The organism is Pseudomonas sp. 3296, from assembly GCF_031456615.1.
Taxonomy (GTDB): domain Bacteria; phylum Pseudomonadota; class Gammaproteobacteria; order Pseudomonadales; family Pseudomonadaceae; genus Aquipseudomonas; species Aquipseudomonas mucoides.
This window is the reverse complement of the sequence record NZ_JAVDUY010000004.1, coordinates 228,723-254,861: the sequence shown is the minus strand read 5'-3', so window position 1 is coordinate 254,861 and position 26,139 is coordinate 228,723. Positions and strand designations below refer to the sequence as shown.

Genomic DNA, 26,139 nt, shown 5'->3' with positions numbered 1-26,139 from the left:
CCACAGAGCACCGCAGTCTAAGGGATCAACGGTTCATCGGCGCAACAAACCGGCTCGTGGCTTCGCTATAAACATCCGGCTCATCGCTGTCTTCAATCTTGAATATGATCGTCTGCGAACTGCTGCTCGGCCGTTCCGTGGTCATCGCCACCGACACCGGCACATCGACAATCTCGCCCGGCGCCAGGCTCAGTTGCGTCTTGCCTTGCAGCTGGAAGCCGTCGCCGTCGAGCAGACTCAAACGATAGTCCTGGCGCAGCTGGGTTTTATTGATGACCTTGAGGCTGTAGATGTTTTCGATCTGCCCCTGACTGTTTTCACGGAACAACCCACGGTCTTTGCTCACGTCCAGCGACACCATCGGCCGTTCCACCAAGGCAAAAGCGAGGGCGCCGATCATCACCAACAGCACTGCCGTGTAACCAATCAGCCGTGGCCGCAGCAGGTGGGTCTTGCCTCCCTGCAATTGATGCTCGGAGGTGTAGCTGATCAGCCCACGGGCATAGCCCATTTTGTCCATGATCGAATCACAGGCGTCGATACACGCGGCACAACCGATGCACTCCATCTGCAAGCCATCACGGATGTCGATGCCGGTCGGGCAGACCTGCACGCACAACTGACAGTCGATGCAATCACCCAGCCCGACCTCGGCCGGTTTCACTTCACGTTTACGCGCACCACGGTTTTCGCCACGGGCCGCGTCATAGGAAATGGTCAGGGTGTCCTTGTCGAACATCACACTCTGGAATCGCGCATACGGGCACATGTGCATGCACACCGCTTCGCGCAGCCAGCCGGCGTTGATGTATGTGGCGCCGGTAAAGAACAGTACCCAGAACAGACTGACGCCGCCCATTTGCCAGGTCAGCAGCTCTTCGGCCAACGGCCGGATCGGGGTGAAATAGCCGACGAAGGTCAGGCCGGTGAGCAGGCTGATCGCCAGCCACAGCGTGTGTTTGGCGGAACGACGCAGCAGTTTATTCACCCCCCACGGCGCGGCTTGCAGCTTGATGCGCTGGTTGCGCTCGCCTTCGGTGATTTTTTCGCACCACATGAAGATCCAGGTCCAGGAACTCTGGGGGCAGGTGTAGCCGCACCAGACCCGACCGGCGAACACGGTGATCGCAAACAGGCCGAACGCGGCGATGATCAACAGCGCCGACAGCAGGATGAAGTCCTGCGGCCAGAAGGTTGCGCCAAAGATGTGGAACTTGCTTTCGGACAGGTCCCAGAGCACCGCTTGGCGGTCGCCCCAATTCAGCCACACCGTGCCGAAAAACAGCAGAAACAGAAAACCCGCACCGCTCAATCGCAAGGTGCGGAACAGGCCGGTGAAGCTACGGGTGTGGATCAGGTTGTCGCTGGACTTGGCCTTTATCTTCGGTCTCGAAGGCTCAAATATCTGGACCGCAGGGGTGCTTTCAACTAATCGGACGGGGATTCTATCGCTCATGGTCTGTCGCTCATCAGCCTCCATCAGGCCAGCGCACTATGAGCGTTGATCTGTTTGCATAACAGACTCAGGTATTGCAATAAAAAGCGGATCAGATGAGCGCAGATCCGCTGTGTGCGACAACTTGAAGCACCTGTCCTGGCAGGACGCAGGCGCCTATCTCAAGCCTGCTCCGCGGTTGTTGATCGACGTCAGTCAAATTACCGAATCACTGTCCGTGGCCTTCAAATGCCGGCGACCGTCTACCGCGCCTGCTACGGTCAATGCGTCGGCTTCTGCTTCGGTGATGTAAATACGCTGGTCGTTGAGGTCCACCGCTGACATGGATTTTTCCGCGTCAGTGATGATGGTGACGTCGGGACCCAAACGAATTTCCTCGCCGTTTTCGGTGGTAAAGAAGCAGGTCTCGTTTTCGATGCGCACGGTCATGGTGTTGTCCTTTTTTCTGCGGGTACTTAAACGTTAGGGCGCATTCGCCGGCCATCGTTCGGTGCAACTGATTAATGGTCGGCGCGGTCCATCCTCAAACAACCCGCACAAAGGACCACAGCATGAACGCCTGGTGGCATGAGGTTTGGGTGACGCTGCAAGCGGAGTTCGCCGACATCGCTGACGCGTCGCAACTGACGCGCATTACCGTGCGCCTGCTGATAGCGGCAGTGCTGGGCGGTATTCTCGGTTTCGAGCGCGAGCATAAGGGGAAGGCCGCCGGGGTGCGCACCCACATGCTGGTGGCGCTGGGGGCGGCGCTGTTTGTGCTGGTGCCACAGATGTCAGGCGCTCAGGCCGATGCCATGAGCCGGGTAGTGCAGGGCGTTATCGCCGGAATCGGCTTTCTCGGCGCCGGGACTATCCTGAAAAACAACGAGGGTGATGAAGGCCATGTCAAAGGCCTGACCACCGCCGCCGGCTTGTGGATGACCGCCGCCATCGGCGTGTCGGCCGGGCTGGGGCGCGAGGCGACCGCGGTGTTCAGTACGTTGTTGGCCTTGGCGATTTTCAGCGTGATGCCGAGGATCGTGCGCCTGATCGACAAGGACCGCACCCCGTAAATTGTCATGATCAGGGCTTCACAATCACCGGCGGCAGGGTGCTCGGTGGTTCTTCCCGAGGTGGCGGTTGAGTGCCGGGCGGGTCTTGCTCGGGCACGGGTTGCGGCTCGGTCGATGGAATCGCCGGGCTGTCGATGTTCGGATCCGGTGTTTCGGCAGGAATTGGAATACTCATTGTTCAAGCCTCCAGTGGCACATGGCGTAAGTCGTGCTTAAGTGGATTGACCTCCCGACTCGGGATTTGATTCCCCTTAAATACCAGGGCAAATCCCTCTGAACTTTTAGTGAAGCCGGTGGCTCCCAACCTAAGTGAATCTATTCAGGGAACATCCGGTACAAGAGCGTCCATGGGGCGTAAAGGAGAGATGCTCGATGACTGCTGAAAAACCGACAGAGCTCAACTACAACCCTCACATGCCGCTGTCGCAGGCGTTGCTGCTACCGCGAATCGCGATTGAAAACACCCACCCGACCCTCGATGGCGGACAGTTCGCCGTCAAGGCCGTGATCGGTCAGGACGTGGTGGTGACCAGCAAAGTGTTTGCCGACGGTCATGACAAACTGGCCGTGCGGGTGCGCTGGCGTGCCGAAGGCGACGAGGTCTGGCAAAGCGCAGTCATGGCGGAGCTGGGCAATAACGGCTGGCAAGGCCAGTTCCGTGTCGTGCGTGAGGGGCGCTACCTGTTTTGCATCGAAGCCTGGATCGATCAGTTCGCCAGCTTCTGTTATGAGCTTGGGAAGAAGCACGCGGCGCGAGTCCCGGTCAGTCTCGAGTTGCAGGAAGGGCGCACGCAGGTCCACCTGGCGGCCGAACGTAGCGACGGCGAGTTGAGCGAACAACTGGCGGCGCTGCACCACGAATTGTCCGGCCTGCTCGAAAACGAGCAGGTGGCGCTGTTTCTGCACCAACGTAGCGCCGACCTGATGGCCCAGGCCGACCATCGTGCTTATCTCAGCCTCAGCCCCGAGTTCCCGCTGGATGTCGAACGGGAACTGGCGCAGTTCGCCAGTTGGTATGAGTTGTTTCCGCGCTCGATCACCGACGATCCGACCCGTCATGGCACCTTCAATGATGTGCACTCGCGGTTGCCGATGATTCAGGACATGGGCTTCGACGTCCTGTACTTTCCGCCGATCCACCCGATCGGCCGCAGTTATCGCAAAGGCCCGAACAATTCCCTGACCGCCGGTCCCGACGACCCCGGCAGCCCCTATGCGATTGGCGGCGAAGAGGGCGGGCACGAGGCGATTCATTCAGAACTGGGGACCCGCGAAGACTTCCGCCGACTGGTCGCCACGGCGGCGGACTACGGACTGGAAATTGCCCTCGACTTTGCCATTCAGTGCTCACAGGACCACCCATGGCTGCAGCAGCACCCGGGCTGGTTCAACTGGCGGCCGGACGGCACGATCAAATACGCCGAGAACCCGCCGAAGAAATATCAGGACATCGTCAACGTCGATTTCTATGCGGCCGAGGCGATTCCCAGTCTGTGGGTTGAACTGCGCGACATCGTGGTCGGCTGGGTCGAGGAGGGTGTGAAGATCTTTCGAGTCGACAACCCGCACACCAAGCCGCTGCCGTTCTGGCAATGGCTGATCGCCGATGTGCGAGCGTTGTACCCCGAGGTGATTTTTCTCGCGGAAGCCTTTACCACCCCGGCGATGATGGCGCGGCTGGGCAAGGTCGGTTACTCGCAGAGCTACACCTATTTCACCTGGCGCAACACCAAGCATGAGCTGGCGACGTATTTCACCGAGCTCAATGAATCGCCGTGGCGCGAATGCTACCGGCCGAACTTTTTCGTCAACACCCCGGACATCAACCCGTTCTTTCTGCATGAGTCCGGGCGCGCCGGTTTTCTGATCCGTGCGGCGCTGGCAACCATGGGTTCTGGCCTGTGGGGCATGTACTCGGGTTTTGAACTGTGTGAATCGGCGCCGATCCCGGGCAAAGAGGAATACCTCGACTCCGAGAAGTACGAGATTCGTCCGCGGGACTTTAACGCGCCGGGCAACATCATTGCCGAGATCGCGCAGCTCAACCGCATCCGCCGGCAGAACCCGGCATTGCATACGCACCTGGGCCTGAAGGTCTACAACGCGTGGAACGACAACATTCTGTATTTCGGCAAGCGCAGCGCCGACGGCAGCAACTTTATTCTGGTGGCGGTCAGTCTCGATCCGCATAACGTCCAGGAAGCGAATTTCGAATTGCCGCTGTGGGAAATGGGTTTGCCTGACGACGCCAGCACCCAGGGCGAAGACTTGATGAACGGGCATCGCTGGACCTGGTATGGCAAATACCAGTTTATGCGCATCGACCCGGCGTATCAGCCGTTCGGCATTTGGCGAATCACCGTCTAGCACGATCGTTCCTGCGCTCTGCGTGGGAATGCAGCCCGGGACGCTCCGCGTCCCCTCCAGAGCCGAACGCGGAGCGTCCGTAGAGGCATTCCCGCGCAAAGCGTGGGAACGATCATCAACAGGAGTTTCAAATGGCGAAGAAACCCAAGGCAGCCACCTTCATCAAGGACCCGCTCTGGTACAAGGACGCGGTGATCTACCAGGTTCACGTCAAATCATTTTTCGACTCCAACAATGACGGGATCGGCGACTTTCCCGGCCTTATCGCCAAACTCGACTACATTGCCGACCTCGGCGTCAACACCATCTGGCTATTGCCGTTCTACCCCTCGCCACGCCGCGATGATGGCTACGACATTGCCGAGTACCGAGGTGTCCACGCCGACTACGGCACGATGGCCGATGCCAAGCGCTTCATCTCTGAAGCCCATGAGCGCGGCTTGCGGGTGATTACCGAACTGGTCATCAACCACACCTCGGACCAGCACGCCTGGTTCCAGCGCGCCCGCAAGGCCAAACCCGGCTCGGCGGCGCGGGACTTCTATGTCTGGTCCGATGACGACCACAAGTACGACGGCACCCGCATCATCTTTCTCGACACCGAGAAATCCAACTGGACCTGGGACCCGGTGGCCGGCCAATACTTCTGGCACCGTTTCTACTCCCACCAGCCGGACCTGAATTTCGATAACCCGCAGGTCATGAAAGCCGTGCTCTCGGTGATGCGCTACTGGCTCGACATGGGCATCGACGGCCTGCGGCTGGACGCCATTCCGTACCTGATCGAACGGGACGGCACCAACAACGAAAACCTCCCCGAGACCCACGACGTCCTCAAGCAGATCCGCGCCGAGATCGACGCCAATTACCCGGACCGCATGCTGCTGGCCGAAGCCAATCAATGGCCGGAAGACACGCAACTGTATTTCGGTGAAACCGACGCCCAAGGCTTGAATGGCGACGAGTGCCACATGGCCTTTCACTTCCCGTTGATGCCGCGCATGTACATGGCGCTGGCCCAGGAAGATCGCTTCCCGATCACCGACATCCTGCGCCAGACCCCGGAGATCCCGGCCAATTGTCAGTGGGCGATTTTCCTGCGCAACCACGATGAGCTGACACTGGAAATGGTCACAGACAAGGAGCGTGACTACCTGTGGAATTACTACGCGGCCGACCGTCGGGCGCGGATCAATCTGGGGATCCGCCGCCGATTGGCACCGCTGGTTGAGCGAGATCGCCGTCGCGTCGAGCTGCTCAACAGCTTGCTGTTGTCGATGCCCGGCACGCCAACCCTGTATTACGGCGATGAAATTGGCATGGGCGACAACATCTACCTCGGTGACCGCGATGGCGTGCGCACGCCGATGCAGTGGTCGATTGACCGCAACGGCGGGTTCTCCCGCGCCGACCCGGCGAGCCTGGTGTTGCCACCGATCATGGACCCGCAATACGGCTACCTGTCGGTCAACGTCGAAACCCAGGCTGGCGATCCGCATTCGCTGCTCAACTGGACCCGCCGCATGCTTGCCGTGCGTAAGCAGTCCAAGGCATTCGGGCGCGGCACGCTGAAAATGCTCTCGCCGAGCAACCGCCGGATTCTGGCCTACACCCGTGAATTCACTGGCGAGGATGGCAAGCACGAAATCATCCTCTGTGTAGCCAACGTCTCGCGCAGTGCCCAGGCGGCGGAGCTCGACCTGTCGGCGTACGTCGGCATGGTGCCGGTGGAGATGCTCGGTGGTAATGCGTTCCCGCCGATTGGCCAGCTGAATTTCCTCCTGACCCTGGCGCCATACGGCTTCTATTGGTTCGGGCTCGCGGCGGAGAACCAGATGCCGAGCTGGCATGTGGAGCCGGCACAAAGCCTGCCGGACTTCACCACGCTGGTGTTGAAGAAACGCATGGAAGAACTGCTCGAAACGCCGTCTCGCGGCACGCTGGAACAAGGCATTCTGCCGAACTGGCTACAGAACCGCCGCTGGTTTGCCGGCAAGGACGCGGCCATCGAACAGGTCAACCTGGCCTATGGCGTACGCTTCGGCGATCCACTGCACCCGGTGCTGTTGAGCGAAATCGAAGTCACTAGCGCCGGCCAGACCCACCGCTACCAGTTGCCATTCGGCTTTATTCCCGAAGATCAGGTCGGCGCCGCACTGCCTCAGCAGCTGGCGTTGTCGCGGGTGCGTCGGGGCCGTCAGGTGGGTTTGATTACTGATGCCTTCAGCCTCGAACCCTTTATCCATGCCGTGCTGGCTGGTATGCAGAACGAGACGGTGTTGCCGTCGAGCGCGGGTGACATCCGCTTCGAGCCGACCGCGGAGCTGGCGAAACTTGGACTGACGCAAGAGTCGCCTATTCGCTATCTGTCAGCCGAACAATCCAACAGTTCGGTGGTGATCGGCAACAGCCTGGTGCTCAAACTGATCCGCAAACTCGCCTCGGGCGTGCACCCGGAACTGGAAATGAGCGCCTATCTGACCAACGCCGGGTTCCAGAACATCTCGCCACTGTTGGGCTCGGTGGTGCGCCGTGACGAACACGGCGAAGACACCTTGTTGATGATCGCCCAGGGTTATTTGAGCAATCAGGGCGATGCCTGGGAATGGACCCAGAACAACCTCGAACGCGCGCTGCGTGACGAGTTGGCTGATGCGATCTCCGAGCAGGAACAGCACTACAACGCCCTCGGTGAGCTGAGGGATTTTGCCGGCATGCTCGGCCAGCGCCTGGGGGAAATGCACCAGGTGCTGGCAGCGCCGACCCAAGACAAGAACTTCGCGCCGCAGGTCACCACGGCGAAAGAGGCGCTTGCTTCGGCCAAGGACGTGGCGGCGCAACTGGAACACGCGCTCAAGTTGCTCAAGCAGCATCAAAATCAACTGAACCCGGCGGACCACGCCTTGGTCAGTCGTTTACTGGACAACAAAAAAGCCATCCTCGGCCATGTTCAGGAACTGGGCAGGAAAGCCGTCGGTGGCTTGCGCATCCGCGTCCACGGCGACTTGCATCTGGGCCAGGTGCTGGTGATCAAGGGCGATGCCTACCTGATCGATTTCGAGGGTGAGCCGGCGCGGCCGCTGTGTGAACGACGGGGCAAGCACAGCCCGTACAAAGACGTCAGCGGCGTGTTGCGTTCGTTCGATTACGCCGCCGCGATGACGATCAACGTGCACAACGTCGACAACACGGCTGAGGCTCAGGGGGCGCGCCAACGGGTCGCCGAGCGTTACCTGATTGAAGCAAAACAGGCATTTGTCGACGCTTATCGGCTGGCGGCAGCTAGTCTTGCTCATGCGTGGCAAGATCCGGAAGGCGAGGACGCCGCACTGGCGTTGTTCGGTCTGGAGAAGGCGGCCTATGAAGTGGCGTATGAGGCCGAAAATCGACCCACATGGCTGCCGGTGCCGTTGCACGGTTTGTATGGATTATTAAGTGGGCTTAAACCCTTTTCCGATCTTGGTGGAGAGTAGTCATGAGTTTCTCGAACAAGGAACAGGGTCACGCTAAAGAGGCGTTACTGCCCAGATCGCGGGACATCGACGCGCTGGTGCGCGCCGAGCATCACGACCCCTTTGCAATTCTCGGCCCCCATGACGATGGCGCCGGTGGGCAATACATTCGTGTCTATCTGCCGGACGCCTTGAGCGTTCAGGTGCTGGCCAGGGACTCCGGGGAAGAACTCGGCCACCTTGAAGCCACCCAGACACCGGGGCTGTTTGTCGGGCATTTTGATCGCCCCCAGGCCTACCTGTTGCGCACCCGTTGGGCCGGCGGCGAACAAGTCAGCGAAGACCCTTACAGCTTTGGCCCGCTGCTCGGCGAAATGGATTTGTACCTGTTCGCCGAAGGCAATCACCGCGACTTGAGCAGTTGCCTCGGCGCGCAACTGATGACGGTCGATGGCGTCGACGGCGTACGTTTCGCCGTGTGGGCGCCCAACGCCAAGCGCGTGTCGGTGGTCGGTGATTTCAACAACTGGGACGGTCGCCGCCATCCCATGCGTCTGCGCCATCCGACCGGTGTCTGGGAGCTGTTCATTCCGCGCCTGTGTGCGGGTGAGGCGTACAAATATGAAATCCTCGGCAGTCACGGCATCTTGCCGCTCAAGGCTGACCCGATGGCGCTGGCCACTACCTTGCCGCCAGACACGGCCTCGAAAGTCGCTTCACCGCTGAACATCGACTGGCAGGATCAGGCGTGGATGGCGTCGCGTGGTGATCGTCAGCGAGCTTCGGCGCCGCTGTCGATCTACGAACTGCATGCCGGTTCCTGGCAGTGTGAACTGGACGATCTGGGCGAGGTCGCCCGCCAGTACACTTGGCACGAGTTGGGTGAGCGGCTGATTCCTTATGTGAAGGACTTGGGCTTCACTCACATCGAACTGATGCCGATCATGGAGCACCCGTTCGGCGGCTCGTGGGGTTATCAACTGCTGTCGCAGTTCGCCCCCAGCGCCCGTTACGGCTCACCCGATGACTTTGCCGCGTTCGTCAACGCCTGCCACCAGGCGGAAATCGGCGTGATTCTCGATTGGGTGCCGGCGCATTTTCCGACAGACACCCACGGCCTGGCGCAATTCGACGGCACGGCGTTGTATGAATATGGCAACCCGCAGGAGGGTTTTCATCAGGACTGGGACACGCTGATCTACAACCTCGGCCGCACCGAAGTGCACGGTTACATGCTGGCCTCGGGGCTGCACTGGCTCAAGCATTTCCATGTGGATGGCCTGCGTGTCGATGCGGTGGCCTCGATGCTCTATCGCGATTACTCGCGCAAGGCCGGCGAATGGGTGCCAAATCGCCACGGCGGTCGGGAAAACCTCGAAGCCATCGACTTTTTGCGTCACCTCAACGACGTGGTGGCGCTGGAGGCGCCGGGTGCGCTGGTCATCGCCGAAGAGTCCACCGCATGGCCGGGTGTCAGCCAAAGCACGCAACAGGGCGGTCTGGGCTTCGCCTACAAATGGAATATGGGCTGGATGCACGATTCGCTGCATTACATCCAGCAGGACCCGGTGTACCGCGCCCATCATCACAACGAATTGAGTTTTGGCCTGGTGTACGCCTGGTCCGAGCGTTTCATCCTGCCGATTTCCCACGATGAAGTGGTCCACGGCAAACATTCGCTGATCGACAAGATGCCCGGCGACCGCTGGCAGAAGTTTGCCAATTTACGCGCCTACCTGAGCTTCATGTGGACGCACCCGGGCAAGAAGCTGTTGTTCATGGGCTGCGAATTTGGCCAATGGCGCGAGTGGAACCATGATCAGCAACTCGACTGGTACCTGCTGCAATACCCTGAGCACAAAGGGGTGCAGAAGCTGGTCGGCGATCTCAATCGGCTGTACCGCGAAGAGCCGGCGCTGCATGAGCAGGACGATGCCCCGCAAGGCTTCCAGTGGCTGATCGGCGACGATGCGATCAATAGCGTCTACGCGTGGTTGCGCTGGAGCAAGGAGGGGCGGCCGGTGCTGGTCGTGGCCAACTTTACGCCGGTGCCGCGTGAGGGCTATCGCGTCGGCGTACCGTTTGCCGGGCGCTGGACCGAGTTGATCAACAGCGATGCGGCGATGTATGCCGGTTCCAATTATGGCAACAGTGGCGGGGCGTTTACGGAGGAGGAACCGAGCCATGGGCAGGCACTGTCGCTGGTATTGAATCTGCCGCCGCTGGCGGTTTTGATCTTGCGGCCTGAGGGCTGATCTGAGACCCGGTCGCTGCCATTGCGAGCAGGCTCACTCCTACAGAGGAATGCATTCCAAGTGTAGGAGTGAGCCTTCTCGCAATGGCGTCAGCGCTGACCAAGCCTCTTTTGATGTCTGGCGCTCACCACCGCATCCGCACCCCGAGACTCCCGATCAACCCATTCAAATCATTGTCATCCACATCACTGCTGTAATCCGCACTGACGTACAAACTCACCGCCGGCGTAACCCTGGCCACCAATCCCAACCCCACTTCAACCGTGGATGAATTGCGGCTGCTGCTGATTTTGTCGACCTGGTCGAGGGTCACGGTAGTGCCGGTGTACACGGTGTGCCACAAGTTGGTCCGCACGTAGGGTTCGACGCCCAGGCCATTGATGTCGTAACTCCCTTTCAATCGCGCACCGACCCGGCCGCTCCAGGACGTCAGGTCGCTGGATGACGCGTTCCCTGAGCCGGCATATGGCGTATCCAGTGTGATGCGTTGATTGATCAATTGAGCCTGGGGTTCGACGACCCAGTTCTCACTCAGGCCAATCGGGAAACCGCCTTCCACCGACAACGTCATCGCACTGCCTTCGGTGGCTTGCCGCGCGCCCTGGTCATTTCGGCTGAAGCCGTTGACCCGGCCGCCGCTGGCGGTCAAATCCACGTGCCAGCCTTGAGGGCCCGTCAGGCTCCAGTAAGCACCGAGGCTCTGGCCTTGAAGGTTGAGGGTGTCGTTGTCGGGGTCGACCAAAGCTGGACTGGTCAGCAAGCCATTGCTGTTGCCTTGTAATCGGGTGGTGCCACCGATCAACCCGACCTGCTGGGTATGACCGCTACCACTCTGCAGGGTGAGGATCGCCGGCCCTTTGAATTCAGTGCTGCCCGGGATCGAAGAGCCCTGTGACAGAAAATCGCTCTGCGCCTGCCGTGACGGCTTACCGTAGATCTGGTCCCAGGTCGAAGGGGCTTCGTCTTCGATGGTCAGGTGTGAACTTCGACTATCGGAAGCGGCGCTGAAGACGCCGGGATAGAACGCGGTGAGGTGCGAGGTTGGCAAGGTGAGGACGGGAACATCCTGGCGATACCATGGAAGGGTTTCTTCCTCCGCGGGTGCCGCCTGGGTCTCGAGGGTCGAGCACAGCAGGATCGAGCTCGAGACAGTGCAAAAAGTGACTTTTATCTCTTGTTGGGTGAATGAAGTCTTCATGGGGGTCTACCTTGCAATCGCATGCGGTATCTCGCTGTGGCGTCTCTCCTACCCCGAATGAGGGGCGGCCGAATGGATTGAGGGCAAGCCGCTGGGCGCCCGGATTGGCGGGTGTCTGGGGGGTTGCCCCCTGATGGTACTTCGGGGGTAGTAAGGTGTAGCTAAGAAGACCGTGGACGGCGCGTCAAGAAAATGGCCGATAAATGGTATCGGTATTTTAGGTGTTGCAAGTGACTGATTTTCGACGCAGATATAAGCGCTTGTTTGTTCGACAAAACGTCAAGAAAGCCGCTAATCAGAGCTTTTACTCAATGGCTAGAGGTGTACCTCCACCGCCAGCGGCAGGTGATCCGACAGGTGCGTCCAGGGTTTATTGCCGAGGATTCGTGGGGCATGGCTGCTGGCATTGCGCAGATAAATCCGGTCCAGGCGCAGCAATGGAAAACGCGCGGGGTAGGTTTTGGCCGGCCGTCCGTTATGGCGTTCGAACGCTTCGTGCAGGTAGTCGCGACGGGCGAGGGCGGCATTGCCGTGCAACTGCCAGTCGTTGAAATCACCGGCAATGATCACCGGGGCATCGTCGGGCAGGGAGTCCAGCAGTTGGCAGAGGAGCTGCAACTGCAACTGACGATGACTTTCGAGCAGGCTCAGGTGTACGCAAATCGCATGCACTTCAGCGTGCCCTGGCACCTCCAGCACGCAATGCAACAACCCGCGTCGTTCGGGACCGGTGATTGACACATCAAGATTACGAAACTCGCGGATAGGGTATTTCGACAGCAGGGCATTGCCGTGGTGGCCATACGGGTAGACGGCATTGCGCCCATAGGCGAAATCGCTCCACATGCTGTCGGCGAGGAATTCGTATTGCGAGGTCTGTGGCCAGTTGTAATAACGCGAAGAGTGCCGATCGTGTTCCCCGACCACTTCTTGCAGGAACACAAGATCTGCCGACGTACTGCGCACCGCTTCACGCAGCTCCGGGAGGATGAAACGCCGGTTGAGGGCGGTGAAGCCCTTGTGCGTATTGACCGTCAGCACCCTCAGGCGATGAATCGCCGGGGACGGCTTGAGGTTGGCCCGTTGCTCGGAATCGCTGGTCACGATGGCTCCTCTGAAATATGGCTGCTTATGCATCCGACTGATGCGGCGGCGGGCAGTTCAGCGGGATCCTCGCATTACCGCGATTTTGGGTTTTGCGGTGTGTCAGACGAAGACGATTTCATAGGGCAAGCGCATACGGTCCAGGATCACCCGGGGCAGCAGCGGTGCGATGCCCAAGGCCGGTTCGCCGTCGAGCTGGCTGGCGTAGGCGTGGGTGGCGTGGCTTTTGCGCGCGACCGTCCAGGTGTCGAGGCGGACTTTGCGGGCCCGATGCCAGGGCATCAGCCCCTGGTCGCGAGCCGGCCAGTGCCAGGCCCACACCGGAATTTCATGGAAGGTCGCACCGACCAAGCTCGCCGCAGCGGCGCTGGCACGGCCGACGGCGTCGTGATCGGGCGTGCCGTCTTCGCGCCAGGTGCTGAACACCACATCGCCGGGACGCAGGTAGCGGACGATGAAGCGGGTCAGTTGCGTCTCGTATTCCGCCAGGACGTAATCTGTAAAGCCACCCCGAATCCATTTCAGGCTGTGCATCGGCAAGCCGAGTCGGCGCAAGGCTTCGACGCTTTCCTGGCCGCGAAACACGCTCAGGCGTTTCTCGGACCATTGCTGCGAACCCGGTTGAGTGGCACTGCCATCGGTGACCGAGATCAATTGAAGGGGATGACCGAGGGTCGATAGCAACTGCAACAGGCCGCCGCAGGTGACCACTTCATCGCCGGGATGCGGCGCGATCACCACGGCGCGAGCGCCGGCGGGGACCAGGGTCTGGGTGTTGATGACGGGGATGTTGTCCAGTTGCAGCGCGCTGTTCCAGATTTGTGCTGGCTGGCTGCTGTCGATGATGGAGACGGATTTCATCGGGGCTACGTCCTTGTTCTGTTTGATAGCAATGTGCGACTTCTCCGTACCCTGGATCGTCGCGAGCTGAGTATTGCTCAAGTAATCCTATTCGTCGCGTGACGGTTTCATCTGAATCCGATTTTTTTAATCAATTCGTGCCAAATCGGATAGATAGTCGCCGAAACCACCCCGGGCGCGACTGTCCAGGCGGGCGCTGGTGAGCACTTGCGGGCGATGACTCCAGGCAATTTTCGCGCCGCAGCGCTCCAGTTGTCGCACCAATTGCACATCTTCATGGCAGGCCAGCGGTTCGAACCCACCGGCACGCCGATAGGCGTCGGCACTGATGCCCAGGTTGGCGCCGTGAATGTGCCGATGGTCGTCGCGGGCCTGGTAGTGCTGGTGGTAGCGAATCTGTGCCGATTCGTCGAATGACTCGTGCCACGCATCGACCGTGACCGTGCCGCACACCGCGTCCGCGTCCAGGGACAACTGCGCCACCAGCCAATCCTGCGCCACTCGACTGTCGGCGTCGGAGCAGGAAATCCAGCGCACCCCCAATGCCAACAGAAAACTGGCCCCAACCGCGCGTGCCTGGCCGACGTTGCGGGCCTCGATGCTCAGGCTGTGGACTGGGTAGCGCTGGACAATCTCGACCGATCGATCGGTGCAACTGTCGAGCACCACCAGCACCGCGACGCTTTCACCGCGCAGCAACTCATGTTGCGACGCGCACAGGGCGGCTTGCAGGCAGTCGGCGAGCAAGTCTTCTTCGTTATGCGCGGGGATCAGAATGCCAATCATCGCAGGCCCTCAAGTGTCGCCACGGAGCGCGGTTCGCGGCTCCAGAGCTCCAGCAGGAAATCCGCTTCCTGATGCAAAACCAGACGCGCCAGCGGCAAATGTTCATGGAGCAAATCGTGCACCTGTCGCGCGTTCAACGGGCAGCCGTCGATGGGCGGGCGCCAGTGGCAGGCCAGCAATTGGCCGTCGGCGGTGAGTGACTGTTCGGCCTGTTGGATCAGGCGCTTCAAGTCTGCTGCATCAAGGTAGTAACCGATTTCGCTGAGCACGATCAGATCGAACTTTTCCTCCGGCCAATTGGCAGGCAAACGTGCGTGGCGCACTTCGGCATGGTCGAACGGGCCGAGGCGGGTGCGCGCCAACGCCACGGCTGCGGCGGCGGTGTCGCAGCACAGCAGGCGATCGCAGCGGCTGGCCAGTTCAAAACTCAGTTCGCCATTGGCGCAGCCGGGTTCAAAGATCGCGCGGTAATGCGCACGGGGCAGGGCGGCGAGGGTGATGGCGCGTTTGCGCTGCTCGTACCAACGCTGACGAAATGCCCACGGATCATCGTTACCGGCAAACAAGCCGTCGAAATAACGATCGTCGACACTCATAGGAACACCACCTCGAACGGCTGCAACAGGCGGTCCAGCACGTAGGGCGCCAGTACGGGCGGCAGGCCGATGTGCGGGTCACCTTCCAATTGGCTGGCGAAGGCGTGAATCGCATGGCGTTTGCGCGCGATCAGCGGCGGTGTCAGGAGGATTTTTCGTGCGCGGTGCCATGGCACAAACGCGTCTTCCGGCGTTGCCCAGTGCCAGGTCCACACCGGCAGTTCATGCAGGGTTGCACCGACGCGTCTGGCGGCGGTGGCACTGGCTCGCCCCACGGCTTCATGATCGCAATGGCCGTCTTCGCACCAGGTCGTAAACACCACGTCGTTGGGGCGTAGATGCTGTTCGATGAACGCGCTCAACTCGATTTCGCGCGCGGCCACCTGGCTGTCGCTGAAACCGCCGCGCAGCCATTTCAGCTGGTGCAGCGGCAAACCGAGACGGCGCAGCGCTTCAGCCGATTCTTGCGGACGCACGGCGCTCAGGCGTTCCACGGGCCAGCGTGTCGAACCGGGATGACTGGCGCTGCCATCGGTGACCGAAATCAGTTGCAACGCCCGACCCGCCGCCGCAAGCACTTGCAGGAAACCACCGCAGCCCAGCACTTCGTCGTCCGGGTGCGGAGCGATGATCACCGCGCGAGCACCTTCTGGCACCAGGCTGAGGATGTCGATCACCGGCAATTGCGCCAGATGACGGGAGGTTTGCCACAGGTGCAGGGGCGTGCCCTGGCCGACGATGGGGTTGGTTTTCATAACGTCCATGTTCCGTTGATAGTGTGTTTGCCCAGTGCGGCAAGGTCCCGCTCGGCATGGCTTTGTCGCAGGAACACCGGCAGGTCAGCGATCAGTCGGGCGAATTGCCGGTCCTTGCAGTAAGGCCCGGCGCCGAGGGCGTGGCCGACGTGCAGGATCACTTGTTCCGCGGCCTGTTCGACCACCGCCCGGGCACGGCGAGCGAGCAACTCGGTATTATCCAGCGGCGAGGCATCGATGCTCATGGCACTGGCGCGCAACACCTGTGCGGCGGCGAAAAGAGTACGGTCGAGCGCACCGAGGTGGGCGAAGGCGTGGGGTTCTTCGCGTTGCGCGCAGTGAGTGCGCAGGCGTTCGGCGAGGCTGCGTGCGGCGCCGTACCAGCAGGCGGCAATGCCGATTCCGCCCTGCCAGAAACCCGGCCGTTGCAAGTAATCACCGGGTTGGCCAATGAGGTGCACGTCAACATTGTCGAACAGCACGTCGACGCTGCCGGTGGCGGCCATGCCGACGGCTTGCCAGCCTTGATCCGTCATGTTGACACCGGGTTGATCCAGTGCCACCGCGACCAATTGCTGACAGTCGTTTTCATCCCATGCGGTGAGCAAGGCATGGCTCAACACCGCCGCGCCCGAGCACCAGGCTTTGCGCCCATCCAGCCTCACGCTCAAACCTTGCCGACTGACCTGCACCCGCGCATTCGGTGGTTCGGCGGCCCACATGCCCCACGTGCTACCGGGCGTGGGCTCGCCACCCAGTTGCGCGATGATTGCGAGCGCATCGGTGTGACCTTCGTACAGTTTGCACACCCCCAGATCATGCCCGCCGACCTCTGCCAAACACTGAAAGCGCTGCAGAGTCCGACCACTGCCCGGCAGCGGAAGCTGATCCAGTCCAGCTTCCACCAGCGCCCGCACGCAACGACCTAACGCCTGAGTGTCAGGGTAATGCCCGGGTTGGCTCGCAAGAAACGCCTGAAGGTCCATTTCACTCTTCTTCCTCATGCTGCAGCTCAAACAGCAGCAGCGAACGCCCGGTCACCGAATATTCGTGGCCGATTTCAAAGCGTTCCTGGCCCCGAATCGAGGGTTGATTGGTGTCGATCATGCAGGTCCAGAACCCGCCGTCCGGCACTTCCGGCAATGTGAAGTTGACGATGTCGTGGTGCGCGTTGACCACCAGCAACAGGGTCGCGTCAGCACCTTTGCGGCGGATCCCGGTTTCCTGGGCGCGGCCATCGAGCAAGATCCCGAGACAACGGCCGTGGGCCTCGCCCCATTGTTCCTGGGACATTTCACTGCCGTCCGGCGCGAGCCAGGTGATGTCCTTGACCCCGATGTCCTCGTTGTAATTGCCCACCAGGAAGCGCCCGCGACGCAGGATCGGGTAGGCCAGGCGCAACTTGATCAGGCGTTTGACGAACTTGAGCAGGGCCTTGCCGTCCTCGCTGAAGTCCCAGTTGACCCAGCCGATCTCGCTGTCTTGGCAGTAGGCGTTGTTGTTGCCTTCCTGAGTACGGGCGAATTCGTCGCCGGCCACCAGCATCGGCGTACCCTGGGACAGCAACAGCGTGGCAAAGAAGTTGCGCATTTGCCTTTGACGCAACTCGTTGATCTCGGGGTCGTCGGTCGGGCCTTCGACACCATGGTTCCAAGACAGGTTGTTGTTGCTGCCGTCCTGATTGTTCTCATCGTTGGCTTCGTTGTGCTTGTCGTTGTACGACACCAGGTCGTTGAGGGTGAAGCCGTCGTGGGCGGTGATGAAATTCAACGAGGCATAAGGCCGACGGCCGCGCTGGTTGAACATCTCGCCCGAGGCGGTCATGCGGCTGGCGAAATCGGCGAGTTGGCCGTCATCACCTTTCCAGAACGCGCGCACGGTGTCGCGGAACTTGTCGTTCCATTCCACCCAGCCCGGCGGGAAGTTGCCGACCTGATAGCCGCCGGGGCCACAATCCCACGGTTCGGCAATCATCTTCACCTGGCGCAGCACCGGGTCCTGACGACAGGCCACGAGGAAGCTGTGACGTTCATCGAAACCGTCGTGGTAGCGCCCGAGAATGGTCGCCAGGTCGAAGCGGAAACCGTCGACGTGCATTTCCGTCGCCCAGTAGCGCAAGGAGTCGGTGACCATTTGCAGGACGCACGGATGGCTCAGGTCCAGGGTGTTGCCGGTCCCGGAATCGTTGATATAGAAGCGCTTGTCATCGGGCATCAAGCGGTAGTACGAGGCGTTGTCGATGCCGCGCATGGACAGGGTCGGCCCTTGTTCATTGCCCTCGGCGGTGTGGTTGTAGACCACGTCGAGAATCACTTCCAGGTTGGCTTCGTGCAGGTGCGCGACCATTTCCTTGAACTCGGCTATCTTGCCGCTGGCCAGATAGCGCGGGTCCGGGGCAAAGAAGGCGATGCTGTTGTAACCCCAATAATTGGTCATGCCTTTGTGCAGCAAGTGCTGGTCATTGACGAACGCGTGGATCGGCAGCAACTCGACCGACGACACCCCGAGTTTGCGGATGTGTTCCAGCACGTCATCAACCATTAACCCGGCAAAGGTGCCACGCACGTTCTCGGGGACGGAGGGGTGACGCATGCTGATGCCGCGCACGTGGGTTTCGTAAATGATGGTTTTGTCCCACGGCACGCTGACGCGATGGTCGTGGCCCCAGGTGTGCGCCGGGTCAATGACTTTGCATTTGGGCACGAAGGGCGCGCTGTCGCGTTCATCGAAACTGAGGTCGGCGTCGGGGTGGCCGATGGTGTAGCCGAACAGCGCTTCGGACCATTTCAACTGACCGACCAATTGCTTGGCGTAAGGGTCGATCAGCAATTTGTTGGGGTTGAAACGATGACCATTGGCCGGGTCGTAAGGGCCGTAGACGCGATAACCGTAGATCATCCCCGGATGGGCGTCAGGCAAATAGCCGTGGTAGATCTCGTCGGTGTATTCGGGCAGTTCGATCCGTTCAAGTTCCACTTCGCCGGCGTCGTCGAAGATGCACAATTCGACGCGGGTGGCGTTGGCGGAAAACAAGGCAAAGTTGACCCCTAGACCATCCCAGGTTGCGCCCAGCGGGAAGGGCAAGCCTTCACGGATTCGCGAAGCCTCGGCGTGAGGTTCTGGCGCGGATTTTTTTGGCGTGGTCATACGTGCTCCTGCAAGAAAGAATCGGGTGTTTTTCGAGGGCGAGCGCGCCCTCAGTGGCGAGCGAACTCGCCACGTTTTCGATCAGGACAATTCGGTTGGCGCGTCAGGTGATCGGTGGTTTTTTCGCCACGCGAGGCTTTTTCTCGACGGCTTTCTCACCCGGCGGGATCACTTTCGACGCCGCTGCAGGTTTGGCCTTGGCCTTCGGTTTGGCGATGCTGGCTTTACCGTCCAGTGCGCCATTGGCCGTGGCTGTCGCAGGCTTGGCAGCAGTTTTGCTGCCACTGGCCTTCGGTGATTTTTTCGGTGCCAGGGCTTCCGCTTCGGCCAGCTTGCGCGCCATCTCCCAGTGGCGGGCTTCCTGACCCTCGGGTTTTCCTTCCGATTCCCAGATCTGATAGGCAAATTCGCGAACGCGTTTATCGTCGGTACTCATCGCAATGCTCCTGAACTGAACTCAAGCTTGGGTAAAGAGTTGGATAAAGAGATTGACCGGGACAACCCCCAGCGCGGCGCTGATGTTCAGCTCCCTGTTTTTTGTGACTGCGACGCTGGAAAAAAGTCCCTTCAGATTTTCATCGAAGGAGGCGAACGGCAATTTGACCCGTGTATCGCCCCACAGCGGCGCATCAATCTGTGGTTGGGCACTGTTTTTCAGCAGTTCGGCGCAGCGTATCGGGACGATCACGATGGCGCGTTTCCCCTCCAGCACGCGGGCAAACGCCAGCACCCGATGGGCCTGACTGCCGATCACTTCAAGGGCCTGATAGCGCCCTCGGGAAAACAGTTCGGCATGCTCGGCGCGCAGCTGCAGCACCTCGGCGATCAGCGTCTGCTTGATGCGCCCGTCACGCCAGCTCGACAACAGTTCGGGCACCTGCGGTGTCGCTTGCAGGGCTCGTTCACGACTGGCGTAATCCACCGGCCGGCGGTTGTCCGGATCGACCAGGCTGAAGTCCCAGAAGTCGTTGCCCTGATAGAGGTCCGGCACCCCCGGCACGGTCATTCGCAGCAAGGTTTGCGCCAAGCCGTTGATCGCGCCGGAAGGGGCGATGGCCTGAGCCGCTTTACCGAGGGCGGCGCGTAACAGCTCACCCTCAGGGGCCAGAAACAGCCGCTCGATAAACCCCTGCATCGCTTGTTCATACGGTTCCTTCGGCGCGCTCCAGCTGCTTTGCAGTTTGGCTTCGCGCAGGGCTTTTTGTTGCCACTGCCAGAGGCGTTTGGCGTAGTCTGCCAGCGCCGGTTGATCGTCAATGTGCAGGGTCAACGGCCAACTGCCGAGGATCGCCTGATACAGGATCAATTCATCGCCCGCCGACGGCATGTGGTCGTCGTCGCGCAGTGGCCGGGCGAGCGTGCGCCAGAGCGGGACTTGCTCGGCGTACCAGGCGCTGCGTTCGCTCAACACGGCCAGGCGTGCGCGGGTGTCTTCGCCGCGTTTGTGGTCGTGGGTGGCGGTGGCCAGCAGGTTGTCCGGGAACTCGGCCAGACGCTGAGCGCAGACCGCATGGAAGTCCGACACCGGCGCGCTGAACTGTTCGGTGCTGAACCCCACGTCATTGCGCGACAGCAATACCGCCGAGCGATAGAACGCGGTGTCTTCGACCGCTTTGGCGGCAGCCGGCGATGTCAGTTGCTGAAAGCGTACGCAGGCATGCTTGAGCATCTTGCGCTGGCGACCCACCGGACGCTTGCGCCACGGTTCGCCGCCGAGCCAGCCGGCCAGGCAATCGAGCACTGGCCAATCGGCTTCGCTGAGGGTGTGTCGCGCACCGTCCATGGCCTGCTGGAAAAACACATCGTCTTCAGCGGATCGGCCACGGGGGCTGATGTAGGTGCGGTACACCGGAAAGTGCACGATCAATTCCTGCAACGCCCGGCGGATCGCACCGAGGGTCAGGTCGCGGGTCATCAGGTCGTCACGGGCCACTTGCAGCAAGGCCTGGGCAACGCTTTCAAAATCGCCGGCCAGCGAGCCATTGAGGATCTGCTGCCGCGCCAGTTCTGCTTCATGTTGGAAGTCGGCAGGTCGTTCGCTGAAGCGCTGCCAGAGTTCGCCCAGGGTGTGAGCGCCATGTGGATCGTGTTGCAGCAGCGACAGCTGGTTCATGAATTCGTAACCGGTAGTGCCGTCTACCGACCAGTCGCGGTGCAGGGTTTCGCCTTCGCCGAGGATCTTCTCGACGTAGATTGGCAAGTGCCGCCCCGGCGACAGGCTATCGACCCGGCGTCGTAATTTGCGGCAGTAGCCACGGGGATCGGCGAGGCCGTCGATATGGTCGATGCGCAGACCGTCCACCAGCCCCTCAGCCACCAGTTCGAAGATTTTCGCGTGGGTGGCTTCGAACACGGCGGGGCGTTCTACGCGTAAACCACCCAGTTCGTTGACATCGAAAAAACGACGCCAGTTAATGTCATCAGCTGCGGTGCGCCAACTGGCCAGACGATAACTCTGGCGTTCAAGCAGTGTGTGCAAACGCTGGAAACCGTCGGTGGTCAGCGAGTCGTAAGCGCCGAGGTGCTGTTCGATGGACTTGAGCAGCGAAGGATCGCTGGCCAGTTCGCGCAATTCGGCTTTCAGTGGCACCGCCAGGCTGTGCGCGTCGGTCTGGTAACTCAGGGTGGTGAAGCGTTCCGCCAATGACTTCAGCGGTTCGACCTCGGTGGGCAGCAACTCGCCGTAGTTCATCGGGCAGATCGGGAAACGGTGGTCGTAATGCTGCACATAAAAGCTGCCGTCCTGCGCATCGAAGCGCAAGGGCAGGGTGCCGTCCTGCAAGGCGATGCCGTAGTCGCTGCCGAGGAACGGTAGCAACAGCTGACCTTCCATCAACGGGTCCGGCGAGTGCCATTGGATGTCGAAAAACTCGCCGAACGGACTCAGGCGCCCCCATTCCAGCAAGTCGAGCCACCACGGGTTGTCCGCGCCACCGACGGCCATGTGGTTGGAGACGATGTCGAGGATCAGCCCCATCCGCTGTTCGCGCAGGGCACTGACCAGACGTCGCAGTGCGGCTTCGCCACCCAGTTCGCGGTTGACGGTGGTCGGATCTACCACGTCGTAGCCATGCATCGAGCCGGCGCGGGCGGCCAGCAACGGCGAAGCGTAGACGTGGCTGATGCCCAGACGGGCGAAATACGGCACCAGCTGCACTGCTTGATCGAGGGTGAAGCCTTTATGAAATTGCAGCCGCAAGGTCGCCCGCAGTGGTTGGATATTCGACGCGGTCATTGGTCACGCTCGCCCGCCTGAAGCCGCGCGCAGGCGAGCAGTTCCAGGCGCCGGGCCGCGTCCGGGTCATCGAGCAGGGCTTCGCTGTCGCCGGGCAGGCGTCGTGACCAGTTGGGATGGGCGTCGATGGTGCCGGGCAGGTTAGCCTGCTGTTCAATGCCCAAGGCATCTTCAAGCGGCAGCAACACCAACGGTGCGCGGGTATGCCCGAGGAAACGGACACTGGCGTCGAGCACCTGATCAGTTTCGTGGGACTCTTCGCAAAAGTTCTGTGGGTCCTGGCTTAACACACGACGCAGGCCTTCACGCTCGCGTTCACGGTGTTGGCGCCACTCGATTTCACCGCTGGCGTCGGTCAGGCCGAGCCGGGCGTTCCAGTCGATGTCGCGGCCGTGCCACCAGCCATTGAGCGTCGGCAAGTCATGGGTGCTGGTGGTCGCCAGTGCGTTGTCCGGCCAGTCGAGGATCGGCTTGAAGTGGGCGTTGTCCTGCTCAAACAGCAGTACGCGCATGCCCAGGATCGAGCGTGCAATGAGTTTTTCCCGCAGGCCATCCGGCACGGTGCCGAGGTCTTCGCCCAGCACAATGGCTTGATGACGGTGGGACTCGAGCGTGAGCAAACGCAGCAAGTCGTCGACCGGGTAGTACAGATAGGCGCCATCGCGGGGCGGTGCGCCGTTCGGGATCACCCACAAGCGTTGCAGGCCCATGATGTGGTCGATCCGCAAACCGCCTGCGTGGGCGAAATTGGCGCGGAGCATTTCGATAAACGCACGGAAGCCGTTGCGCACCAGACCTTCTGGGGAAAACGCAGAGATGCCCCAGCCTTGGCCGGTCCGGTTGAGGATGTCTGGCGGCGCACCCACTGTCAGCGAGGCGAGCAATTCGTCCTGGCGGCTCCAGGCCTGACTGCCACCACCGTCAGCGCCCACCGCGAGGTCGGCGATCAGGCCAATGCGCATCCCGGCACCGCGGGCCGCGGTTTGCGCACGCTCCAGGCAACGGGTGATCAGCCACTGGCAGAAGGCGAAGAAACCGATGCGTGCGGCGTTCTCTTCAGCGAATTCGGCCAAGGCAGCGCTGCGCGGGTCGCGCCATTGCTCGGGCCATTCGCGCCAGTCGAGGCTCTCGCCTTTGGCAGCGCGTGCCTCTTGCAGGGCTTCGAAGCGGCAATGATTTTCCAGTGCTTCGCCCGAGGCATGGCGGAAGCTGCTGAAGTCTTCGTGCAAGGGATGTTCACCGTGGACGAAGCCTTCGTACAACGCCTGCAGAATGCGGTGTTTGGCTTGCGCAGCCACGGGCCAGTCAATCAGCGGGCGTTCTTCCAGCGCTTGCAGTTCGGCGGCCAGCCCGGTGGCGTCAAGCGCCGCGCGCATCGCGCGCTCGCCGAGGATAGCGCCGGGTGCGGCGTACAGGCTGTTGAGAAACAAACGGCTGGAAGGGGAATAGGGGCTGTACCGCTGGGTGTCGCTGCCGAACATGGCGTGCAACGGACTGATTGCCAACGCCTCGGCGCCGCGTTCACCGGCCACCCGTGCAAGGTCTTCCAGCGCCTGGGTGTCGCCGAAACCGCCATCGCCGGCCCGTCGCAGGGAGTACAGCTGCACGCTCAGGCCCCAGGTGCGCGGAATAGGATTGTCGACCGCGTCGCCGACGCTGTAGCAGCGCTCGGGCGCCACCGCCAGGGTGAAGGATTGTCCATCGATGCTGACGTGCTGGTAGCCGACCGGAATCAGCCCCGGCAGCACGGCTTGTGCATCAAGCTTCAGGTAGATCTTCGAGCCGTCTTCGAGGTGAATGTCACACGGGGTTTCGGGCTCGAAATAACGCGCCAGATCGAGGCCAGCACCGACATCGACCGTCAACAGGGGCGGCAGGCGGTGGGTCTGCTGGACGGCTTGCAGTTCCAGCAGGCTCGCGTCGATTTCCTGGGCACTGTTGGCCGGGTGGCCGAGGCCGGTGAGCACGGCGCGCAGCACCGACGGGCCGACTTTTTGCGGGCGGCCATTGGCGTCGATCCAGTCGACGGCCAGGCCAGCGCGGCTGGCCAGTATTTCAAGTTGCGCATCGCTCATAGGCGCTCTCCATCCGAGGGTAGCAAAGGGGCTGCGGCCGTGAGACTGACTAGCGCGCAATACGGGGCAAGTTTGCCCTCGTGCAACAGGCCGGCCGAGTGGGGCGGGTGTTCGAACAGCAAGATTGTGTCGGCCTGTGGGGTGTGGACCACTGGCGTGTCGCTGAGGTTCAGGTCAATGCGCAGCTCACTGCCGTCGCCCAGTCGCCAGCGAGCGCTGACTGCCCCGTGGCCGAGCACATCGGCGCCCAATGCCTGGGTACCGGGCAGGCGAGGGATGAGGTGCTGATGGCGCAGCTGTAACAGGCGGCGATACAGGTCGTGAATGGACGGTAGTGCGCTGGCCCCCAGCTTCGGTTGCGACACGTCGAAGGTCCGGGGCGCATTCGGGTCCGGAATCTGTTCGCGTTTATGCGGATCGGCAAAGGCGCTGAACGCCGCAAACTCGTTGCGTCGACCTTCGCGCACCAGCTCTGCAAGTTCACCGTGGTGGCTGGTGAAAAACAGAAACGGCGCCTGCGCGGCGAATTCGTCCCCCATGAACATCAGCGGGATCATCGGCGACAACAGCAGCAGTACGGTGGCCGCATAGAGTGCATCGGGGTGAGTCAGTTGATGCAGCCGTTCACCCAGCGCACGGTTGCCGATCTGGTCATGGTTTTGCAGGAACAGCACGAAGGCGGTCGGCGGCAAGTGACCACTGGGTTCACCTCGCGGCGTGCCGTGGCGGTTGAGATGGCCCTGAAACACAAAGCCCTGGCTCAGGCAGCGGGCCAGTTGTTCGGTGGGCTGCTCGGCATAATCGGCGTAGTAGGCGTCGGTTTCACCGGTCAGCAACACATGCAGGGCGTTGTGGCCGTCATCGTTCCACTGCGCATCGAAACCTTTTTCCAGCAGGCTCGCCTCGTTGTGCTCGTTTTCTACCATCAGCCACACATGACGGGAGGGGTCGGTTTGCTGGCGAACGCGCTGCGCCAGCTCTTCAAGGAAGTCCGGGCTTTCAATGGCGTGCACGGCATCCAGGCGCAAGCCGTCGAAGCGGTACTCCAGCAACCACATCAACGCATTGTCGATGAAGAAATCCCGCACCTCGCGCTGCCGGAAGTCGATGGCCGCCCCCCATGGCGTGTGTTTGTCTTCGCGGAAAAAGGCCTTGGCGTAGTGGTGCAGGTAATTGCCATCCGGGCCGAAGTGGTTGTAGACCACGTCGAGAATCACCGCCAGGCCAAGTCCATGGGCGGTGTCGATCAGGTGCTTGAGTTGTTCCGGCGAGCCATAGGACGCCTGCGGCGCGTAGGGCAAGACGCCGTCGTAGCCCCAATTGCGATCACCGGGGAATTGCGCCAGCGGCATCAGTTCAATCGCGGTGATGCCCAGTTCGACGAGGCGCGACAAGTGTTGTTCGACGGCACTGAAACCGCCGAGCACACCGACGTGCAGCTCGTAGATGACCGCCTCGTTCCATGGCCGGCCCTGCCAGGTGTTGTGTTGCCAGCGATAAGCCAGCGGATCGACCACCACGCTGTGGCTGCCAATATCGCCGGCCTGCGCGCGAGAGGCCGGGTCCGGCACCTCCAGCTCGCCATCGATGTTGAAACGGTAGCGGGTGCCCGCGGGGCAGCGGGTCTTGATCACGAACCAGCCATTACCTTGGGGCAACAGCGGCAAGGATTGTCCATTTTCCAGTTCGACACTGACGTAAAACGCATCCGGCGCCCACAACGCAAAACGCGTGTGCTCTGCGTCCAGCATGATTGCGCCGTGGGGCCAGGTCTCAAGGGTCCGTAACGGCATCGTTGAA

At 61.2% G+C, this 26,139-nt stretch carries 19 protein-coding genes; 4 read left to right on the top strand and 15 right to left on the bottom strand.

The window, feature by feature from the left end; translation table 11 throughout:
* Positions 1 to 25: 25 nt before the first annotated feature.
* On the bottom strand, positions 26 to 1,456 hold the full coding sequence (ccoG, locus tag J2X66_RS12440) for a cytochrome c oxidase accessory protein CcoG (protein ID WP_310264617.1): 1,431 nt from the start codon (positions 1,454 to 1,456) through the stop codon (positions 26 to 28).
* A gap of 195 nt (positions 1,457 to 1,651) precedes the next feature.
* Positions 1,652 to 1,885, bottom strand: a complete 234-nt coding sequence (locus J2X66_RS12435; protein ID WP_310264615.1) for a DUF3203 family protein — start codon at positions 1,883 to 1,885, stop codon at positions 1,652 to 1,654.
* A gap of 122 nt (positions 1,886 to 2,007) precedes the next feature.
* Here J2X66_RS12435 and J2X66_RS12430 point away from each other — a divergent pair, with 122 nt between their 5' ends.
* Positions 2,008 to 2,508: an MgtC/SapB family protein gene (locus tag J2X66_RS12430; RefSeq protein ID WP_310264612.1), complete on the top strand. Its 501-nt coding sequence runs from the start codon at positions 2,008 to 2,010 to the stop codon at positions 2,506 to 2,508.
* Positions 2,509 to 2,518: 10 nt separating this feature from the next.
* Here J2X66_RS12430 and J2X66_RS12425 read toward each other — a convergent pair whose 3' ends face one another.
* Positions 2,519 to 2,683 carry a hypothetical protein gene (locus tag J2X66_RS12425; RefSeq protein ID WP_310264610.1) on the bottom strand — a complete coding sequence of 55 codons (165 nt, stop codon included), beginning with the start codon at positions 2,681 to 2,683 and terminating at the stop codon, positions 2,519 to 2,521.
* Positions 2,684 to 2,880: 197 nt separating this feature from the next.
* Between J2X66_RS12425 and J2X66_RS12420 the strand changes: the two genes are divergently transcribed.
* From J2X66_RS12420 to glgB, 3 genes are all read left to right on the top strand, one after another.
* Positions 2,881 to 4,875 (top strand): alpha-1,4-glucan--maltose-1-phosphate maltosyltransferase, encoded by a 1,995-nt coding sequence (locus tag J2X66_RS12420; RefSeq protein WP_310264607.1) that lies wholly within the window; start codon positions 2,881 to 2,883, stop codon positions 4,873 to 4,875.
* Between the two features lie 131 nt (positions 4,876 to 5,006).
* Positions 5,007 to 8,348, top strand: a complete 3,342-nt coding sequence (treS, locus tag J2X66_RS12415; protein WP_310264603.1) for a maltose alpha-D-glucosyltransferase — start codon at positions 5,007 to 5,009, stop codon at positions 8,346 to 8,348.
* A gap of 2 nt (positions 8,349 to 8,350) precedes the next feature.
* Entirely contained in the window at positions 8,351 to 10,582 is a 2,232-nt protein-coding gene (gene glgB, locus J2X66_RS12410; protein WP_310264601.1) for a 1,4-alpha-glucan branching protein GlgB, read from the top strand.
* 124 nt (positions 10,583 to 10,706) lie between these two features.
* Here the strand turns inward: glgB and J2X66_RS12405 are convergent, their stop codons facing one another.
* The 12 genes from J2X66_RS12405 to treZ form a co-directional block, all read right to left on the bottom strand.
* Positions 10,707 to 11,780: an autotransporter outer membrane beta-barrel domain-containing protein gene (locus J2X66_RS12405; RefSeq protein WP_310264597.1), complete on the bottom strand. Its 1,074-nt coding sequence runs from the start codon at positions 11,778 to 11,780 to the stop codon at positions 10,707 to 10,709.
* Positions 11,781 to 12,095: 315 nt separating this feature from the next.
* The gene (locus J2X66_RS12400) at positions 12,096 to 12,884 is read right to left on the bottom strand and encodes an endonuclease/exonuclease/phosphatase family protein (RefSeq protein WP_310264593.1); all 789 of its coding nucleotides are present in this window, start codon (positions 12,882 to 12,884) and stop codon (positions 12,096 to 12,098) included.
* A gap of 102 nt (positions 12,885 to 12,986) precedes the next feature.
* The gene (locus tag J2X66_RS12395; RefSeq protein ID WP_310264591.1) at positions 12,987 to 13,745 is read right to left on the bottom strand and encodes a PIG-L family deacetylase; all 759 of its coding nucleotides are present in this window, start codon (positions 13,743 to 13,745) and stop codon (positions 12,987 to 12,989) included.
* A 126-nt stretch (positions 13,746 to 13,871) separates the two neighbouring features.
* The gene (locus tag J2X66_RS12390) at positions 13,872 to 14,531 is read right to left on the bottom strand and encodes a glycosyltransferase (RefSeq protein ID WP_310264589.1); all 660 of its coding nucleotides are present in this window, start codon (positions 14,529 to 14,531) and stop codon (positions 13,872 to 13,874) included.
* Entirely contained in the window at positions 14,528 to 15,127 is a 600-nt protein-coding gene (locus J2X66_RS12385) for an SAM-dependent methyltransferase (protein WP_310264587.1), read from the bottom strand. Before J2X66_RS12385 ends, J2X66_RS12390 begins: the two co-directional genes overlap by 4 nt.
* Positions 15,124 to 15,882: a PIG-L family deacetylase gene (locus tag J2X66_RS12380; protein WP_310264584.1), complete on the bottom strand. Its 759-nt coding sequence runs from the start codon at positions 15,880 to 15,882 to the stop codon at positions 15,124 to 15,126. Before J2X66_RS12380 ends, J2X66_RS12385 begins: the two co-directional genes overlap by 4 nt.
* A complete protein-coding gene (locus tag J2X66_RS12375; RefSeq protein WP_310265261.1) occupies positions 15,879 to 16,868 on the bottom strand; it encodes an acyl-CoA dehydrogenase family protein in 990 nt (329 codons plus the stop codon). Before J2X66_RS12375 ends, J2X66_RS12380 begins: the two co-directional genes overlap by 4 nt.
* 1 nt (position 16,869) lies before the next feature.
* Positions 16,870 to 19,029, bottom strand: coding sequence for a glycogen debranching protein GlgX (gene glgX / locus J2X66_RS12370; protein ID WP_310264581.1), 2,160 nt, complete (start codon positions 19,027 to 19,029; stop codon positions 16,870 to 16,872).
* A 103-nt stretch (positions 19,030 to 19,132) separates the two neighbouring features.
* Complete coding sequence (locus J2X66_RS12365; protein WP_310264579.1) at positions 19,133 to 19,465, bottom strand: DUF2934 domain-containing protein; 333 nt, start codon at positions 19,463 to 19,465, stop codon at positions 19,133 to 19,135.
* A gap of 21 nt (positions 19,466 to 19,486) precedes the next feature.
* Positions 19,487 to 22,264 carry a malto-oligosyltrehalose synthase gene (locus J2X66_RS12360; protein WP_310264577.1) on the bottom strand — a complete coding sequence of 926 codons (2,778 nt, stop codon included), beginning with the start codon at positions 22,262 to 22,264 and terminating at the stop codon, positions 19,487 to 19,489.
* Positions 22,261 to 24,339, bottom strand: coding sequence for a 4-alpha-glucanotransferase (gene malQ / locus J2X66_RS12355; RefSeq protein WP_310264575.1), 2,079 nt, complete (start codon positions 24,337 to 24,339; stop codon positions 22,261 to 22,263). Before malQ ends, J2X66_RS12360 begins: the two co-directional genes overlap by 4 nt.
* Positions 24,336 to 26,132 carry a malto-oligosyltrehalose trehalohydrolase gene (gene treZ, locus J2X66_RS12350; RefSeq protein WP_310264573.1) on the bottom strand — a complete coding sequence of 599 codons (1,797 nt, stop codon included), beginning with the start codon at positions 26,130 to 26,132 and terminating at the stop codon, positions 24,336 to 24,338. Before treZ ends, malQ begins: the two co-directional genes overlap by 4 nt.
* Between the last annotated feature and the right edge of the window lie 7 nt (positions 26,133 to 26,139).